Raw genomic sequence first — 16,319 nt, 5'->3', positions numbered from 1 at the left:
TTTTAATGAGGTGCTGGCAATGCAGGAGATTCGCTTCTCAATTGTTATTCCCGCGTATAACGCGTCGAAATCGATTGTCACGACGCTAGATTGCGTCAAAGCGCAAACCTATCGCAATTTTGAAGTCATTATTGTTGATGACAAATCGGCCGATGCGGCTGAACTGGCGCAGGTGGTACGCAGCGAACGTTATCAGGATTTGGCTATCAAACTGGAGCTGTCTGAGGTCAAACTCAACGGCGCTGGCGCCCGTAACAAAGGTATTGAGCTGGCAACCGGCGACTTTATCAGCTTCCTCGATGCCGACGATGAGTGGCATCCGGACAAGTTATTGGTGGCGAGTGAAACCATCGCCAAACTGGAAGCGCAGGGCAAATCGCGCTACGTCATCTTTAGTCAGGTGAACATCCATCAGGATGGCAGCTTCCTCAAGGTGATGCCGATGCAACCGCCCGGCAAAAACGAAACCGTGGCCGAGTATCTGTTTGGCTGTTACGGCTTTATTCAAACCAGCACCATTGTGCTGAAGCGTGAAGATGCGGCGCAGATCCAGTTTGATGCGCGCTATATTCGCCATCAGGATTATGACTTCTGCATCCGCGCTGACCGCATGGGTTATGCCTTCGTGATGATCGATAAGCCGCTGGCAACCTACCATCTGGTGACCAAATTTGGTTCCAAGCACAAAGGCGAATCGGTCAAATACTCCTTCTTCTGGCTCGATACCATGAAGCCGCATCTGACCACGCGTGACATCCATACTTACAAGGCGTTCAAGCTGCCGCTGCGCTACAAGATGGATGGTAAATCGCTGCAGGCCAGCCTCAGCTTTGCACGCTACTTCTTCCTCACCAACCGTGACAATCGCGCCTACTTCATGAATCGCCTGCTCGATAAGGTGAAGTCGCGCTTCTCGGGCAGAAGAGCCGTCTCCTGATTCACTTTTAAACACTTTCACTTGCTCCCTACACGGGGGCAATTTTTTGGTTCCTGAAACTCCGGGTAGACAAATGACAAATCATGTTGGCACCGTCGGTATTGTGATGCCGATGTATAACGCGCGAAATACCGTTCTGCGCGCGGTTGAGTCGATCATCAACCAGACCTACAGCGACTGGCATCTTTACCTGATCAACGACAAATCCACCGATGATTCACTCGCCTTGGTGCGTGAACATTGTCAGGACGCGCGTATCACCATTCTCGACAACGAGGTCAATCAGGGCGCAGCCGAAACCCGTAATGTGGGGCTGCGCGCGGCGAAAGAAGCGATCATCGCGTTTCTTGACAGCGATGACGAATGGCACCGCGAAAAACTGGCCGAACAGACGGCCGCGATCGCCGCCGGCGACGATTTCGTGATCACGCATTATCACTACAAAACCAAAACCGGCGACCACGATATCAACTACAGCAAACCCTACCTGCAGCAGGAAAACTTCGTGAAGAAGCAATATCGTGTTTGCTTCTCCTCGGTGTGTTTCCGCCGTCCTCCACAGGGCATCTTCTTCCAGCGCAAAGGCCACGAAGACTTCCTGTTCCTCTACGAATTGTTCCTCCGCTACAAACAAGCCCGCGTGATCCAGAAAACCCTGGTCAACTATTACGAGTTGGGCGATTCACTGTCGCGCAACAAAAATAAAGCGGCGAAGTGGCACCTCGAATTATTAAGAATTATCTATAAAAACAATCCGTTAAAAGTATATTACTATTATACATGGTACATGGTGAACGGGGTTCTTTTTGCCTTAAAACACCGCTAAGCGCAACGGTGATTTAGCTGCTTATATATTTTTGAGGTGGAAAGGATTGTATGAAAAAGATCGTTTTGGTGATTAAAGATGCCTACTCCTATGCGGGCACGGAAAACATCTGCAACTTTATGTCTGAATGCCTCGGCGAGCAGCATGAAGTCACCATTTACTCGCTGGAAGGCCATGGCAAAACCTTTTATCCGTTCGAGCGGGTGAAAAAAATTGTCAGCTTTGAAGGCCACAGCAACCCAATTAAAAGCGCCGTTAGCAGCATTCATCAGGAAGGCTTCGACAGCGTATTCCTGATCAGCATGGGCCGCCTGAGCGTGATGTTCGCCTTCTGGAATCTGATGGCGCTGAAGAAGAAGCGCTTCAAGGCGTATGCCTGCGAACACATCGCGATTAACTCGTTCAGCAAGCCGATTAAGCTGCTGAAGTGGCTGATGCTGCGCTATTACGACCAGGTGATCGTCCTGACCGACAAAGATCATCAGGTGTTTAACCGCTGGAATATTGCCAGCCAGCAAATCCCCAATCCGGTGGTGTACAAAGCGTTTCAACGTCAAACGCGCAGCCGTCAGGCGCTGGCGGTGGGACGTCTTGATAACCAGAAAGGCTTCGACCTGCTGCTGGATATCTGGGCCGACTTCAGCAAGAAACATCCCGAGTGGAAACTGGTGATTGCCGGTGACGGCGAACTGCGTCAGCAGCTGCACGATCAGGCTGCGGCGTTAGGTATCACCAATAGTGTTAACTTCGTCGGCAAAGTCAGCAACATCAACGATTACTACCGCGAAAGCGACATGGCGCTGATGACTTCGCGCTATGAAGGCTTGCCGCTGGTGCTGCTGGAAGCCAAATCCTGGTCGCTGCCGGTGGTGGCGTACGATTGCCCAACCGGGCCGCAGGAGATCATCAACCACGGTGAAGATGGCTTCCTGGTGCCGATGAATGACAAAACCACCTTTATCAAGCGGATGGAGCAGCTCGCCAGTGATGATGGCCTGTTCTACGCCATGAGTGAAAAAACCAAAGAAACCGCGCTCAAGTTTGACGGTAATCAGATCAAGCAGAGCTGGCTCGCCCTTGTTTAGCGACAATTATCGTGCCTCGGGAATCCTTTTTGGCCGCACAACCACGGGAATTGAAGCATGAAAAGAAGAGAAGTCTTGCAGGCCGCAGCCTCCTCGATTGTTACTGCGCTCTCAGTGAGTGCGTTTTCCAGCTACGCCGCAAAAAGTGGTCAGCTAACGTTAAAATCCGTCGATCCCGCCAGCGTACCGGCAGGCGATGTGCCGATTCTGACGCCAGAAAACGTCTATACCATGCCGCCGCAGTTCTGGCAGAACTTCGAGGGCAAACTGTGGATCGGTAAAGCGGGCAGCGATGCCAGCCAGGCCGGCAACCAGATCCCGGTGTTTCTGCGCGATGCCAATGGCAAAGTGTCACAAATCAGCCAGCCGATTGCGTTGAACAAGGGCAACTTCGCCCAGTTCATTCACGACAATGCGGCGCTGATCGCCAATCCCGCGCACTCAATGGTGGTGGAGGACGATCAGGGCCATACGCTGTTCTCCATCAGCGATGTTTCGCGCCCTAATCAAAGCAACTTCAGCCAGCGTCTGGCGCAGCCAAACGGCTACCAGCTGATTGGTGAAATCCCATCGGTTGAAGAGCTGCGCAAAACCCGTCCGCTGTTTGCCGGTGCCAAAATCAAGCTGAAAAGCTGGCATGAAGGGCTGGAAGTGGGCGGCGGCGAGTTCGTCGGCACCTTCGGCGATGGCAAAGATGATGGCGGCGTGAATTTCAGCGGCAACGGTTTTACCTGGCGTCGCGTGGTGGAAGATTTCAACCGCCTGACGCTGTTTGATTTCGGCGCGATCGCCGACGGCAAAACCGACACGGCACCGGCGATCAAAGCCATGTATCAATGGTCGATTGATGCCAGCCAGCAGATTTGCGTGCAATTCCCGGCCGGCACCTTCTTTGTCTCTGAATGTGATTTCGGTGACGAAGGACGTCGCTTCTTCCGCATTTCCGGCGCGATGGTCAACTTCGGTTACTTCCCGGCGACCACGCTGGTTTCCGACGGTCGCTCCGAATTCCTGTTCCAGGTAAATGCGCGCTGGACGGAAATCTCCAACCTGAATTTCAACGGCAACACCGACAAGCGTCCGAACAAGCAGGGTTTGTTCCGCAATACCTGTCCGGGCGGCCAGTTCTTCCGTGGTGCCTGCTTGCGCTTCAATCAGGTGGGCGGCGTTTCGCTCAGCCTGCTGGATACGCTGGATTGCAAAATCGACCAGTGGTACGCCAACGCCTGTACCGGCGATGTGATTAAGGCCAGCTGGTCGGGGCAAAAGGCCGGTGCCTGGGATCACAGCACCGCGATTGAGCTCTCCAACTTCAACGCCCAGCACTGTAAAGGCGGCATGGTGTTGAATCTGCCGCGCTGCAGCCAATCCATCATCCACAATGGCTGGATTGAGCACAGCGATTTCCCTGGCGATATCTCGAACGGTCAGTGGATTGTCGATGCGCTAAGCATTGAGGATTGCAAGAACCCGCTTAATGCGCGTAACTCGCGCCTTAATATGCGCCAGACCAATCTGCAGTCGGGCAGCTGGATTGATAACTCGCTGGAAGGCGAGCGCTGGCTGAACATCTGGGAAATGGGCTCAACGCGCGTTGAATCTTACGGCGTCGCCATTGATGGCAGTCTGAAATACAACTACATCACCTCGCGCTTCCGCCTGACCAACAACAGCGATCAGCAAACCTGGTTTGAACTCGGCAACTTCTACTCGCCAACGGTGGGCGATAGCTGGGAGATCGAGGTATTTGGTCAGTCGCAGTTCAATAACGGCACCGCCAATCAGCCGCTGATGGATGTCATCGACGGTAAAGGCACCGGCGGTCGCGCGGTGATTCATCTGCAGCGCAAGAAAAACAAAGCGGAAGCCAGCTGGTCAGCGGAAGGTAGCTCGCCGGTGGTGGAGGTTCGTTTCGAACCGCGCACCGATACCGACACCAAAGTGTTCGTGAAGTTAGCGGGCTGGACGCCGACCACCGCTGTGCTGATCAAAAGCACCGCCAAGGATCGCTTCCTGACCGGTCGCTGCGCGCGCGTTGACGCCGTGATGGACAAAGGCGCGCCGGGCAGCGCAGCGCAACAGGCGCCGCAGCGTTTTAGCTTGCACAACGGCAAAGCCGGCATCGGCGGTAACGAGCAGGGCGATTTGCTGCTGGCCTCGCGTGCGCTCAAGCCGGAACAGGTGGATACGCGCGAACCCAAAGGTTTCATCTCGGTGGTGATCAATGGCGAGCAGGTGGCTATGCCTTATTTCGCCGTTAAATCGTAACGCACACTAATCGTAGCGGCGCAATTCATTGCGCAATGCCAATTTCAGGTACGCGCGATGAATCGCGCCGCTACGGAATGTGCATAGTTTGTAAGCAGTACTGAATAGAAATGCAATTAGCACCACTTTTTTGGGGTTTACTCCCATTGCAGTCCTTTGAATCAGAGTTCACTTTGCCAGTGCAGCTATTGGCGGCTTGTAAAAATTACAAAAATTTTTCCGGAGTTTTTTTATGAAGATTTTATTGGTAGGAAACCATACCTGTGGAAATCGTGGGGATGGCGCGATTTTACGTGGGCTGATTGATTCACTGAAATCCGCGCGTGCGGATTTGGATATCGATGTGATCAGCCGTTATCCAACAAGCTCTGGCTATTTACTGCAGCAGGATATCCAGCAGGATTCCCTGTTCCTCCACAACAGCAAGTCGGGCAAAGGGTTAGTGGGCAGCCTGAAACGCAAGGTGGCAAACCGCTTGATGCCGGACATCATGATGGCGCACCTTGGCAAAGGCGGCGTGTACAAATCCTTCTCGGTGCCACCGCATCTGGCGGCGTTCACCCAAAGCCTTGCGCAGTACGACGCGATTATTCAGGTTGGCGGCTCGTTCTTCGTCGATCTCTACGGCGTGACCCAATTCGACCACGCGCTTTGTGCGCTGATGGCGAAAAAGCCGCTGCATATGGTCGGTCACTCGGTCGGTCCGTTCGAGAACCCGCGCGTTAATGCGCTGGCGAACTTTGTCTTCGACCGCGTTGACAGCCTGGTGCTGCGCGAAGAGGTGAGCTACGACCGCCTGAAGCAGGATGGCGTGACCACCAGCAAAGTGAAGAAGGGCGTTGATACCGCATTTTTGGTTGAAGCGCGTGAAGTGGCCAATCCAAGCCATAACCTGCTGCACTGGCAGGCGATTATCAGCGCACGCAAAACCATTGCGATTACCGTGCGTGAACTGGCGCCGTTCGACAAACGTCTCGGCGTCACGCAGAAAGAGTATGAAGCTGCCTTTGGCCGCGTGATTAACGCGATGATTGCCGAAGGTTATCAGGTGGTTGCCTTCTCTACCTGTACCGGTATTGATAGCTACGCCAAAGATGACCGCATGGTGGCGCTGACGTTGCGCGATCATGTCGAGCATCCCGAGCATTACCATGTCATCATGGACGAGTTCAACGACCTCGAACTCGGCATCCTCCTCAGCCATTGTCATCTGACCATTGGTACCCGCCTGCACTCCGCCATCATCTCCATGAACTTTGGTACGCCAGCCGTGGCCATCAACTACGAGCACAAGTCGCTCGGCGTGATGAAACAGCTTGGCCTGCCGCAGATGGCCACCGATGTGCAGAGCCTGATGGACGGTTCGCTCATCGATAAAGTGCAGACGGTGCTGGCCGACTACGACAACGTGAAACACAAAGTTGATACCGCGGTGGCGCAGGAGCGTGAGATTGGTAACCGCATTACAGCAGAAATTCTCAACGTCCTGGGGTGAAGTGATGAAGCTGACCTTTTTCACCATGCGTTTTCCTGTTGCCTCTGAGACCTTCGTGCTCAATCAGGTGACGCATTTCATCGATGCAGGCTACGACGTGGAGATTATCTCCGTGTTTCCGGGCGATATGATTAATCGCCACGCCGCGTTCGATGACTACAATTTGGCAGCGAAAACCCACTATTTACTGCCGGAAGAGAAAGTATCCAATCTTGATAAGCTGACGCAGCGTATCGGGTTGATACTGCCGAAAATCACCAAAGGCGCGCTGCTCAAGTCGCTGAATGTGCGTCGCTACGGCGCACAGGCCAGCAAACTGCTGCTGCCGGCGATTGTCGCCAACACTAAACAGCCTTACACCGCCGATGTGTTTCTGGTGCACTTTGGCTATGCCGGCGCGCTGGCTAACAAGCTGCGCGAACTCGGCGTGCTGAAAGGCAAGCAGGCGACGGTGTTCCACGGCGCGGATATTTCGCGTCGTCACATCCTGGAAGAGCACAAGCTCGACTACGTCAACCTGTTCAAACAGAGCGAACTGATGCTGCCTATCAGCCACTTGTGGGAGAACAAGCTGATTGAGATGGGTTGTCCGCGCGCCAAGGTGCATGTCACGCGTATGGGCATCGAGCCGGAGAAGTTTAACTTCCGTCCGCGCGAGGCGTTCCATCAACCGTTGCGCATCGTCTCAGTCGCGCGTCTGACCGAGAAGAAAGGGTTGGATGTGGCGGTGAAAGCCAGCGAAATCCTGCGCAATAATGGCGGCCAGTTCCAGTTCACCATCATCGGTAACGGCGAGCAGGATGGCATGATGCGCGAGCACATCGCGCGCGCTGGATTGCAGGATTACGTCACCATGCCGGGCTTCAAGCCGCAGGATGAAATTCGTCAGGCGCTGAACGAGGCGGACATCTTCCTGCTGCCGTCTAAAACCGCCGCAGATGGCGATATGGAAGGCATTCCGGTGGCGCTGATGGAAGCGATGGCAGTTGGCTTGCCGGTGGTGTCGACCTATCACAGCGGCATTCCTGAACTGATTGAGAATGACGTCAGCGGATGGCTGGTGGCCGAAAACGATCCTGACGAGCTGGCAGCGACGTTGCTGCGCCTTTCGCGTGGCGACGTGGATGTGGCACCGGTGGTCGCCGCTGCGCGGCAGAAAGTCGAAACTGAGTTCAATCAGCACATCGCTTACGGTGAGCTGGCGAAAATTCTGGAGCGCATGGTGTGAGCGGATTAAAAAAACAGGCCGTTTGGCTGTTTGGTAGTACCTGTTTTGCCGCATTGCTTCAGGTGTTACAGCTCGCCGTGCTGGCGCGCAAACTGGAAACGCACGAGCTGGGTTTACTGGCGATCATCAATGCGATTCTGGCGGTGGCGACCGTGCTGCAGGATATGGGCATGAGCAGCTATATCGTGCATCGCCAGGATATTAATCGCCGCGAGCAGAGCACCATTTACTGGGTGAACGTGTCGCTCAGTTTCTGCACCGGCTTGATTATGCTGGCGATTGCCTATCCGGTGGCGTGGTTCTATCACTTGCCGGAACTGGTGGGTCTGATCATGCTCACCAGCCTCAACTTCCTGGTGCTGGGACATCTGTCGCAGTATCAGGCGCACTATGTGAAAACCAAACGCATGGTGACGCTGGCGAAGATTGAGATGGCCACCAAGCTGTTCGCGTTCCTGTGTACCGTGGCGATGCTGTATTACACCTCGCTCACCGTGGCGGCGGCGATTCTTGGTCTGTTCATCAACGCCTTCACGCGCATTCTCTGCATGATCTACTTCGGCGAGAAATCGTGGCGTCCGACCTGGGAGTTCGACGGCAAAACCTTCGTCAGCGCCGTGCGTTATGGCGTGTATCAGCTCGGTTCGCAGACCATCAATCAGCTGCGTACCCAGGCCGATGCGCTGATCGTCGGTAAAGTGATGGGTGCGGAGATGCTGGGGATTTACTCGCTGGCAAAAGAGCTGATTCTGCAACCGCTGAAGCTGGTTTCGCCGGTGATTAACCGCCTGGCATTGCCGCGCTTCGCTGAGAAGCAGCATGATCCAGAGCAGCTGAAAAAGCTGTTCCTGAAAGGCACTTTCGTCATCATGCTGTTCAGTAGCGCGATGTATCTGGCGATTGGCATTCTTTCCCCGGTCATTGTGCGCGTGCTGTACGGCGCTTCACATGAGCAGGTTTACCATCTGATTCCGCTGATGCTGCTGTTTGGCATGCTGCGTCCGATGGGCGGCTTAACCGGCGCGATTTCGCAGGCCAACGGCCGCACCAATGTTGAGTTCTACTGGAACATTGTGGCGAGCCTGGTGGTGGTTGCGGTGCTGGCGACAACCTACATCTGGCCGAACGTGCTGTATGTGGCGCTGACGCTGTCGATCTCGCAGGTGCTGATTTCGGCCTTTGCCCATCCGTTCTTCATCAAGCCGGTGATTGGCATCCGCTTTATGCCGTATGCGCGTCAGTGGGTTTCGGTGTCGGTGGTGTTTGTTGCGCTGATGATGCTGGTAAACCACTTCAACCTGTTCGTGATGCCGGAATGGTTTGAGGGCTGGCTGTAGCAATCAACATCCAACCCGCGTGATGAATCGCGCCGCTACAGATGACTCAATTTTTACACGGTCCGTAGCGGCGCCATTTATGGCGCATTATCGACACAGCTTTCAGTCAATCTCTGGTCTCGTCATCTCAAATCCTTTCACGATTTTTCAGCGGTTTAGCGCATCGGTTCCTCATTGGTATTTCGGCGTTTTTACCGGCCAAATTGGCGATTTTTGATGGTGTGACAGAGAGTTAGTGCCGGTTTTTCAGATAAAGATTATACTTGCTCGACCGGCCGATCCTGCATAATCGACCCCACGTATTCACTTCATGAAATGGAATAAATATGACCAAGCTTAAAGCAGTAATCCCCGTTGCGGGTCTCGGTATGCATATGCTTCCTGCGACGAAAGCCATTCCGAAAGAGATGCTGCCAATTGTCGACAAACCAATGATTCAATACATTGTTGACGAATGCGTCGCGGCTGGCATCAAGGAGATTGTGCTGGTCACCCATGCTTCCAAAAATGCAGTGGAAAACCACTTCGATACCACTTACGAGCTGGAAGCGCTGCTAGAAGCGCGCGTTAAACGTCAGCTGCTGAGCGAAGTGCAGTCAATCTGTCCGCCGGGCGTGACCATCATGAACGTGCGTCAGGCCAACCCGTTGGGCCTGGGCCACTCCGTGCTGTGCGCGCGTCCAATGATTGGCGACAACCCATTTGTGGTGGTGCTGCCAGACGTGCTGCTGGATGACTCCACCGCTGACCACCTGCGTTATAACCTTGCCTCGATGGTTGCTCGCTTCGAAGATACCGGCCACAGCCAGGTGCTGGCGAAACACATGCCGGGCGAAGATCTTACTGAATATGGCGTGCTGACCACCGAAGAGCCGATTGATAACCCAGGCGATATCAGCACCATCACCAGCTTTGTTGAGAAGCCAGAAGCGGGTTCTACCGACTCTGACCTGACAGCAGTTGGCCGTTATGTGCTCTCTGCGGATATCTGGGAAGAGCTGGAGCGCACCGAGCCGGGCGCATGGGGCCGTATTCAGCTGACCGATGCTATCGCCTCTCTGAGCAAGAAGAAGCCAGTTGATGTGCAGCTGCTGACCGGTACCAGCTACGACTGCGGTCGTAAACTCGGTTATATGCAGGCATTCGTCTCTTACGGCTTGCGTAACAACGATCAGGGCCGCGATTTCCGCGAATCTATTCAGAAAATCCTGGCGAAATAAGCTTTCTCATTCTCTACCGCGCCCTTAGCGCGGTTTTAAGGAGTACACATGGCTATTTTGGTAACGGGCGGAGCGGGATACATCGGCTCCCATACGGTGCTGGCGCTGTTAGAGCGCGGCGACGACGTTGTGGTCCTGGATAACCTTTGCAATGCTTCCCGCGAAGCCATCAACCGCGTGGAAAAGCTCTCAGGCAAAAAAGCGGTGTTCGTTGAAGGCGATATCCGCGATCGCGCCTGCCTGCGTGACCTGTTTGCCACTAACGATATCAGCGCTGTGATTCACTTCGCCGCACTGAAAGCCGTTGGTGAATCCACGCGCATGCCGCTGGAATATTACGAAAACAACGTGGCTGGCACCGTGGTGCTGCTGGAAGAGATGCGCGCAGCTGGCGTGTGGAACTTCATCTTCAGCTCATCTGCGACCGTTTATGGCGCCGATGCACCGGTTCCTTACGTGGAAACCACGCCAATTGGCGGTACCACTAGCCCGTACGGTACTTCAAAGCTGATGATCGAATTCGTGATGCGCGATTTCGCGAAAGCCGATCCAAACTTCAAAGCCATCGCGCTGCGCTACTTCAACCCGGTTGGCGCGCATGAGTCTGGTGAAATCGGTGAAGATCCAACCGGCATTCCTAACAACCTGCTGCCGTACATCGCGCAGGTGGCGATTGGCCGTCTGGAGAAGCTGGGCGTGTTTGGCGATGATTACGACACGCCGGATGGCACCGCACAGCGCGACTACATTCACGTTGTCGACCTGGCAGAAGGGCACCTAAAAGCGCTGGACCACTTAGCCAAAGTTGAAGGCTACAAAGCCTACAATCTCGGCGGCGGCGTGGGCTTCTCCGTGCTGGAGATGATCAAGGCGTTTGAGAAAGCGTCCGGTAAGCCGATTCCGTTCGAGTTTAAGCCACGCCGTGACGGCGATTTGCCGGCGTTCTGGGCAGATGCAAGTCTCGCAAATACTGATTTGGACTGGCGTGTGACGCGCGGGATTGATGCCATGATGCGTGATACGTGGAACTGGCAGTCGAAGAATCCGAATGGATTTGAATAACATTACTGCGGGCCCAGCGCCCGCATTTTTAACACCTCGTCTGAAAATCACTTCTAAGCTTTCATCAAAATCTGATTGAGTTGAATTATTGACTCAGCAAACATCACCTCCGACCCAAAGCGGTCAATACTTAAACTAACACCCCGGTAAAATCTGTAATTTGTTCGTCATTGAACTTTACGAGTGGTAGAATTCTTAGCTGCTTACCGTTAAACCCTATTTATTGGTTTCGGTAATAAAGAATAGAGTTAACAGCAAGATAGCAGCATTAAAGCCGGTGCGCTTTTAATTAAATTTTGCCTTAAACATCAGCTATGTGGGAGCTGCAACCCAAGGGCGGTAGCGTGGCTGAATGACACAGTAGAATAATTCCAATTGGTATAAGCCTCACTGAGCGAGTCAGGAAAAACGGGACGTTATGAAAATCTTAATTACAGGTGGTGCAGGATTTATCGGTTCGGCAGTAGTTCGTCATATTATCAACCATACCAATGATGAAGTGATTAACGTCGATAAATTGACCTATGCTGGCAACCTTGAATCACTGAAAGCTGAAAGCCAAAACGCGCGTTATAACTTCAGAAAAGTTGATATTTGTGATGGTGTAGCTTTACTGAACGTATTCAACGAATTTCAGCCTGATGCGGTAATGCATCTGGCAGCAGAGAGCCATGTTGATCGCTCTATTACTGGACCATCAGAATTCGTTCAGACGAATGTCGTCGGAACCTATGCGTTACTGGAAGCAAGCCGCCAATATTGGGCTGCATTGGACGCTGATAAAAAACAGGCTTTTCGTTTCCACCATATCTCTACAGATGAAGTGTATGGCGACTTACCTCATCCTGATGAAACATCAGGTGAGCTTCCATTGTTCACTGAAGAAACCCCGTACGCACCAAGCAGCCCGTACTCTTCTACCAAAGCCGCAAGCGACCATCTGGTTCGCGCATGGGGCCGCACCTACGGCTTGCCGATCGTTGTGACCAACTGTTCCAACAACTACGGCCCTTATCATTTCCCGGAAAAACTCATCCCGCTTATCATCAGCAATGCGCTGGAAGGAAAACCGCTGCCAATTTATGGTAAAGGTGACCAAATTCGCGATTGGCTGTATGTAGAAGATCATGCTCGTGCGCTTTATACCGTAGTGACGCAGGCGAAAACTGGCACCACTTACAACATCGGCGGCCATAACGAGAAGCAAAATCTCGAAGTGGTGCACAAGGTATGTGAACTGCTGGATGAGCTGCGTCCGAAAGAGACTTCATACGCTCAGCAAATTACCTATGTTGCAGATCGTCCGGGCCACGATCGTCGCTACGCGATTGACGCTTCGAAAATTGAACGCGATCTCGGATGGAAACCGCAGGAAAGCTTTGAGTCCGGCTTACGTAAAACCGTGCGGTGGTATCTCGACAACCAACAGTGGGTTGAGCATGTTAAAAGCGGGGCGTATCAAAACTGGATTGAGCAAAACTACGAGAAGCGTAGCTAATGAAAATTTTGCTATTAGGTAAAAATGGGCAGGTTGGTTGGGAACTGCAGCGTGCTTTGGCACCGTTGGGTGAGATCATTGCTTTAGATCGTCATTCAACAGATTACTGCGGCGATTTAACTGATCCTACCGGCATCGAAAAAACGGTACGGGATATTAAGCCTAACGTGATTGTGAATGCCGCGGCTTATACGGCTGTCGATAAAGCTGAAAGCGATTTGCACAATGCTGAGTTGATCAACGCAACCAGCGTAAAAGCATTGGCCTGCGCGGCGCGTGATGTCGGGGCGTTACTGGTTCACTACTCAACGGATTATGTTTTTGATGGCAGCGGCGAGCGTCCCTGGAACGAAGACGATGCGACTGCACCACTGAATGCTTATGGCAAGACTAAGCGTCAGGGTGAAGAAGCGATCATCGCCGATGCACCACACTATTTAATTTTGCGCACCAGTTGGGTCTATGCCGCCAAAGGCAATAACTTCGCTAAAACGATGATTCGTTTGGCGCAGGAACGAGAAGCCCTATCTGTCATCAACGATCAATTCGGTGCGCCAACCGGCGCAGAATTGATTGCGGACAGTACCGCGCATGCAATCAAAGCGACTCTGGCTAATCCTGAAAAATCGGGCATTTATAATCTTATCGCTTCAGGCGTGACAACCTGGCACGCCTATGCCGAGTTCGTGATTAATTGTGTCCGTGAAAAAGGTCTAGAGCTGAAAGTAAAAGCGGTGAACACCGTCGAAACTGCAGCTTTACCTACGCCAGCAAAACGCCCATCTAATTCAAGGCTCAATACCAGCAAGTTCACCAGCGCTTTTGAATTAACGCTTCCGGAATGGAAGGTTGGTGTAAAACGTATGCTGGATGAACTTTATAATTAAGCAGTATTGAATCAGAATACTAAATTAAAGGATAACGTTGTGAATAGTAAAAAAGGAATCATCCTTGCTGGCGGTTCAGGAACACGCCTTTATCCAGTGACGATGGCCGTCAGTAAGCAGCTATTGCCAATTTACGATAAGCCAATGATTTACTATCCGCTCAGCACTCTGATGTTAGCGGGCATTCGTGACATTTTAATTATCAGCACGCCGCAGGATACGCCGCGTTTTGAAAGCCTGCTTGGCGACGGTTCCCAATGGGGCTTAAACATCCAGTACAAAGTGCAAGAAAGCCCAGACGGTCTGGCGCAAGCTTTCATTTTGGGTGAAGAGTTCATCGGAAACGATAACTGCGCGTTGATTCTGGGCGATAACATTTTTTATGGCCACGATTTACACAAGCAGCTCGAAGAAGCCTCAAGTAAAAAAAGTGGTGCGACAGTATTTGCTTATCATGTTCACGATCCAGAACGTTATGGTGTTGTTGAGTTTGATGAAACTGGGAAAGCTGTTTCATTAGTAGAAAAACCTACTGAACCTAAAAGTAGCTATGCGGTAACGGGCTTATATTTCTATGACAATAGCGTTGTTGAATTGGCTAAAAATCTTAAGCCTTCACCACGTGGTGAGTTAGAAATTACTGATATTAATAACTTGTATTTAGAAAAGGGTGAATTGTCAGTGTCCATTATGGGGCGCGGTCACGCCTGGTTAGATACAGGGACTCACCAGAGCCTGATTGAAGCGAATAACTTTATACAAACCATCGAAACCCGTCAGGGCCTTAAAGTTGCATGCCCGGAAGAAATTGCGTTCCGTATGGGCTTTATTGATGCTGAAAAATTGAAAGAGCTGGCGCAACCGCTGCTGAAAAATGATTACGGCAAATACCTGATGGCGCTCTATAACGGAAAGCTCTAATGAAGATTATTGATACTGATATTCCTGATGTGAAAATCATTGAGCCAGCCGTTTTTGGTGATGAAAGAGGTTTCTTTATGGAAACCTGGCAACAGAAGAAATTTGAAGAGCTGGTGTGTCCACGGACCTTTGTACAGGATAACCATTCAAAATCTTCAAAGGGTATTTTGCGTGGTTTACATTATCAAACCACAAATACACAAGGTAAACTCGTCAGAGTTGTCTCTGGTGAAGTGTATGATGTCGCAGTTGATATGAGAAAGTCCTCACCAACTTTTGGAAAATGGGTTGGTGTATACCTGTCAGCTGATAATAAGCGTCAGCTGTGGGTTCCAGAAGGCTTTGCTCATGGTTTTTATGTTACATCTGAAAGTGCTGAATTTGTTTATAAATGTACTGATTATTATAATCCTAAAAATGAACATTCATTACTTTGGAACGATTCAGTTCTCAATATCACCTGGCCAATCGATGCAAATGAAACCCCCGCGCTTTCTGCTAAAGATAAAGACGGAACGCCATTTGCACAAGCAGTGACATTTGATTGATTCCCGAAACTAAGGATGAGGATTAGCTCATCCTTTTTTTATATAGCTGATGATGATGAGCGATAAAGGAAAAATAAGTATCCTGATGGGTACTTATAATGGTGAAAAATATTTAGAAAAGCAACTGCGTTCCATTGCTTCTCAAACTTATACTAATTGGACGCTCATTGTTTCTGATGATGGTTCAACAGATAGCACCTGTGAAATCATTACCCGCTTTGCCAAAGAATTTTCTGAAGGCAGAGTTATCCTGTTTCAGGGGCCAGGTAAAGGATTTGCTGCGAATTTCTACAACCTGCTTAATAGAAAAGATATTGATTCGCCGTTCTATGCCTTCTGTGATCAGGATGACATTTGGTGTAACAATAAGCTGGAAGAGGCTATTAATCAGTTAACAACAAATGATTTCTCTACTGACAACTATGCTTTATATGGCTCCCGCACAAAGCTAATTGATTCTGACGAAGTTAATATTGGTTATTCACCCTGTTTTCTCAAAGAATTTACTTTTAGTAATGCACTTTTGCAAAGTTATGCGGGCGGCAACACGATGGTTTTTAGTCGTGGACTAAAAACGGTGTTTGAGACATTCCCTGCCAACCTTCCGATTGTTTCTCATGACTGGATTTTGTATATCATATGCAGTGCAATGAATGGAACAGTAATCTACGATCGGGAACCAAAGATTCTCTACCGCCAGCATGGGCAGAATTTAGTGGGCAGCAACACGGGTATTTTGTCTAAGCTCACAAGATTTAATCGTTTGTTTGCAGGTGAATTTAAATGCTGGAGCGAGAAAAATTGTATGGCGCTTGAGTGTTTGAAAGACAGAATGCCGGCTGACAACAGACGTGATTACGAAAGATTTAGTGCTTTGAATGGAAGTCTTTTGAAACGAATTACTAACTTTATTAAGGGTGGATTTTATAGACAAAGCTTCATTGAAACATGTGCTTTCTTTATCATGAATCTCTTTAGGAAATTAGTTTAACCATCGACGGTGTTAA

General features: G+C 51.1%; 14 protein-coding genes. All 14 read left to right on the top strand.

Annotation, left to right across the window (positions count from 1 at the left end):
• The first annotated feature begins 19 nt into the window (after positions 1-19).
• The 14 genes from AAF463_RS12685 (at position 20) to AAF463_RS12620 (ending at position 16,303) form a co-directional block, all read left to right on the top strand.
• A complete protein-coding gene (locus AAF463_RS12685) occupies positions 20-937 on the top strand; it encodes a glycosyltransferase family 2 protein (RefSeq protein ID WP_101763367.1) in 918 nt (305 codons plus the stop codon).
• Positions 938-1,010: 73 nt separating this feature from the next.
• Positions 1,011-1,763: a glycosyltransferase family 2 protein gene (locus tag AAF463_RS12680; RefSeq protein WP_101763368.1), complete on the top strand. Its 753-nt coding sequence runs from the start codon at positions 1,011-1,013 to the stop codon at positions 1,761-1,763.
• Between the two features lie 50 nt (positions 1,764-1,813).
• Positions 1,814-2,848: a glycosyltransferase gene (locus AAF463_RS12675; RefSeq protein WP_101763369.1), complete on the top strand. Its 1,035-nt coding sequence runs from the start codon at positions 1,814-1,816 to the stop codon at positions 2,846-2,848.
• A 57-nt stretch (positions 2,849-2,905) separates the two neighbouring features.
• On the top strand, positions 2,906-5,116 hold the full coding sequence (locus tag AAF463_RS12670) for a phage tailspike protein (protein ID WP_101763370.1): 2,211 nt from the start codon (positions 2,906-2,908) through the stop codon (positions 5,114-5,116).
• Positions 5,117-5,348: 232 nt separating this feature from the next.
• Positions 5,349-6,611: a colanic acid biosynthesis pyruvyl transferase WcaK gene (gene wcaK / locus AAF463_RS12665; RefSeq protein WP_101763371.1), complete on the top strand. Its 1,263-nt coding sequence runs from the start codon at positions 5,349-5,351 to the stop codon at positions 6,609-6,611.
• A 4-nt stretch (positions 6,612-6,615) separates the two neighbouring features.
• Entirely contained in the window at positions 6,616-7,839 is a 1,224-nt protein-coding gene (locus tag AAF463_RS12660; protein WP_192411955.1) for a glycosyltransferase, read from the top strand.
• Entirely contained in the window at positions 7,836-9,176 is a 1,341-nt protein-coding gene (locus AAF463_RS12655; RefSeq protein WP_008104858.1) for an MOP flippase family protein, read from the top strand. The genes AAF463_RS12660 and AAF463_RS12655 overlap by 4 nt, the downstream gene beginning before the upstream one ends.
• A 326-nt stretch (positions 9,177-9,502) precedes the next feature.
• Positions 9,503-10,396: a UTP--glucose-1-phosphate uridylyltransferase GalF gene (gene galF, locus AAF463_RS12650; RefSeq protein ID WP_101763372.1), complete on the top strand. Its 894-nt coding sequence runs from the start codon at positions 9,503-9,505 to the stop codon at positions 10,394-10,396.
• A gap of 48 nt (positions 10,397-10,444) precedes the next feature.
• Positions 10,445-11,458 carry a UDP-glucose 4-epimerase GalE gene (galE, locus tag AAF463_RS12645; protein ID WP_350260887.1) on the top strand — a complete coding sequence of 338 codons (1,014 nt, stop codon included), beginning with the start codon at positions 10,445-10,447 and terminating at the stop codon, positions 11,456-11,458.
• Between the two features lie 418 nt (positions 11,459-11,876).
• On the top strand, positions 11,877-12,956 hold the full coding sequence (gene rfbB / locus AAF463_RS12640; protein ID WP_350260886.1) for a dTDP-glucose 4,6-dehydratase: 1,080 nt from the start codon (positions 11,877-11,879) through the stop codon (positions 12,954-12,956).
• Positions 12,956-13,843, top strand: coding sequence for a dTDP-4-dehydrorhamnose reductase (gene rfbD, locus AAF463_RS12635; protein ID WP_350260885.1), 888 nt, complete (start codon positions 12,956-12,958; stop codon positions 13,841-13,843). Before rfbB ends, rfbD begins: the two co-directional genes overlap by 1 nt.
• A 39-nt stretch (positions 13,844-13,882) precedes the next feature.
• Positions 13,883-14,764: a glucose-1-phosphate thymidylyltransferase RfbA gene (rfbA, locus tag AAF463_RS12630; RefSeq protein ID WP_101763425.1), complete on the top strand. Its 882-nt coding sequence runs from the start codon at positions 13,883-13,885 to the stop codon at positions 14,762-14,764.
• Entirely contained in the window at positions 14,764-15,312 is a 549-nt protein-coding gene (rfbC, locus tag AAF463_RS12625) for a dTDP-4-dehydrorhamnose 3,5-epimerase (protein WP_192411534.1), read from the top strand. The genes rfbA and rfbC overlap by 1 nt, the downstream gene beginning before the upstream one ends.
• 85 nt (positions 15,313-15,397) lie before the next feature.
• Complete coding sequence (locus AAF463_RS12620; RefSeq protein ID WP_158238611.1) at positions 15,398-16,303, top strand: glycosyltransferase family 2 protein; 906 nt, start codon at positions 15,398-15,400, stop codon at positions 16,301-16,303.
• Positions 16,304-16,319: the final 16 nt, after the last annotated feature.

This window comes from Pantoea sp. BJ2, from assembly GCF_040255075.1.
In the GTDB taxonomy this organism is placed as follows: Bacteria; Pseudomonadota; Gammaproteobacteria; order Enterobacterales; family Enterobacteriaceae; genus Pantoea; species Pantoea leporis.
Note: the sequence above shows the minus strand (reverse complement) of the source record. Positions and strands in the feature narration are given on the sequence as shown.

What these genes read in the sequence shown, in the direction of transcription:
- AAF463_RS12680 (WP_101763368.1), top strand. Translation starts at nt 1,011, where the DNA reads ATGACAAATCATGTTGGCACCGTCGGTATTGTGATGCCGATGTATAAC.
- galF (WP_101763372.1), top strand. Translation starts at nt 9,503, where the DNA reads ATGACCAAGCTTAAAGCAGTAATCCCCGTTGCGGGTCTCGGTATGCAT.
- AAF463_RS12660 (WP_192411955.1), top strand. Translation starts at nt 6,616, where the DNA reads ATGAAGCTGACCTTTTTCACCATGCGTTTTCCTGTTGCCTCTGAGACC.
- rfbD (WP_350260885.1), top strand. Translation starts at nt 12,956, where the DNA reads ATGAAAATTTTGCTATTAGGTAAAAATGGGCAGGTTGGTTGGGAACTG.
- galE (WP_350260887.1), top strand. Translation starts at nt 10,445, where the DNA reads ATGGCTATTTTGGTAACGGGCGGAGCGGGATACATCGGCTCCCATACG.
- AAF463_RS12670 (WP_101763370.1), top strand. Translation starts at nt 2,906, where the DNA reads ATGAAAAGAAGAGAAGTCTTGCAGGCCGCAGCCTCCTCGATTGTTACT.
- wcaK (WP_101763371.1), top strand. Translation starts at nt 5,349, where the DNA reads ATGAAGATTTTATTGGTAGGAAACCATACCTGTGGAAATCGTGGGGAT.
- rfbB (WP_350260886.1), top strand. Translation starts at nt 11,877, where the DNA reads ATGAAAATCTTAATTACAGGTGGTGCAGGATTTATCGGTTCGGCAGTA.
- AAF463_RS12675 (WP_101763369.1), top strand. Translation starts at nt 1,814, where the DNA reads ATGAAAAAGATCGTTTTGGTGATTAAAGATGCCTACTCCTATGCGGGC.
- rfbC (WP_192411534.1), top strand. Translation starts at nt 14,764, where the DNA reads ATGAAGATTATTGATACTGATATTCCTGATGTGAAAATCATTGAGCCA.
- AAF463_RS12620 (WP_158238611.1), top strand. Translation starts at nt 15,398, where the DNA reads ATGGGTACTTATAATGGTGAAAAATATTTAGAAAAGCAACTGCGTTCC.
- AAF463_RS12685 (WP_101763367.1), top strand. Translation starts at nt 20, where the DNA reads ATGCAGGAGATTCGCTTCTCAATTGTTATTCCCGCGTATAACGCGTCG.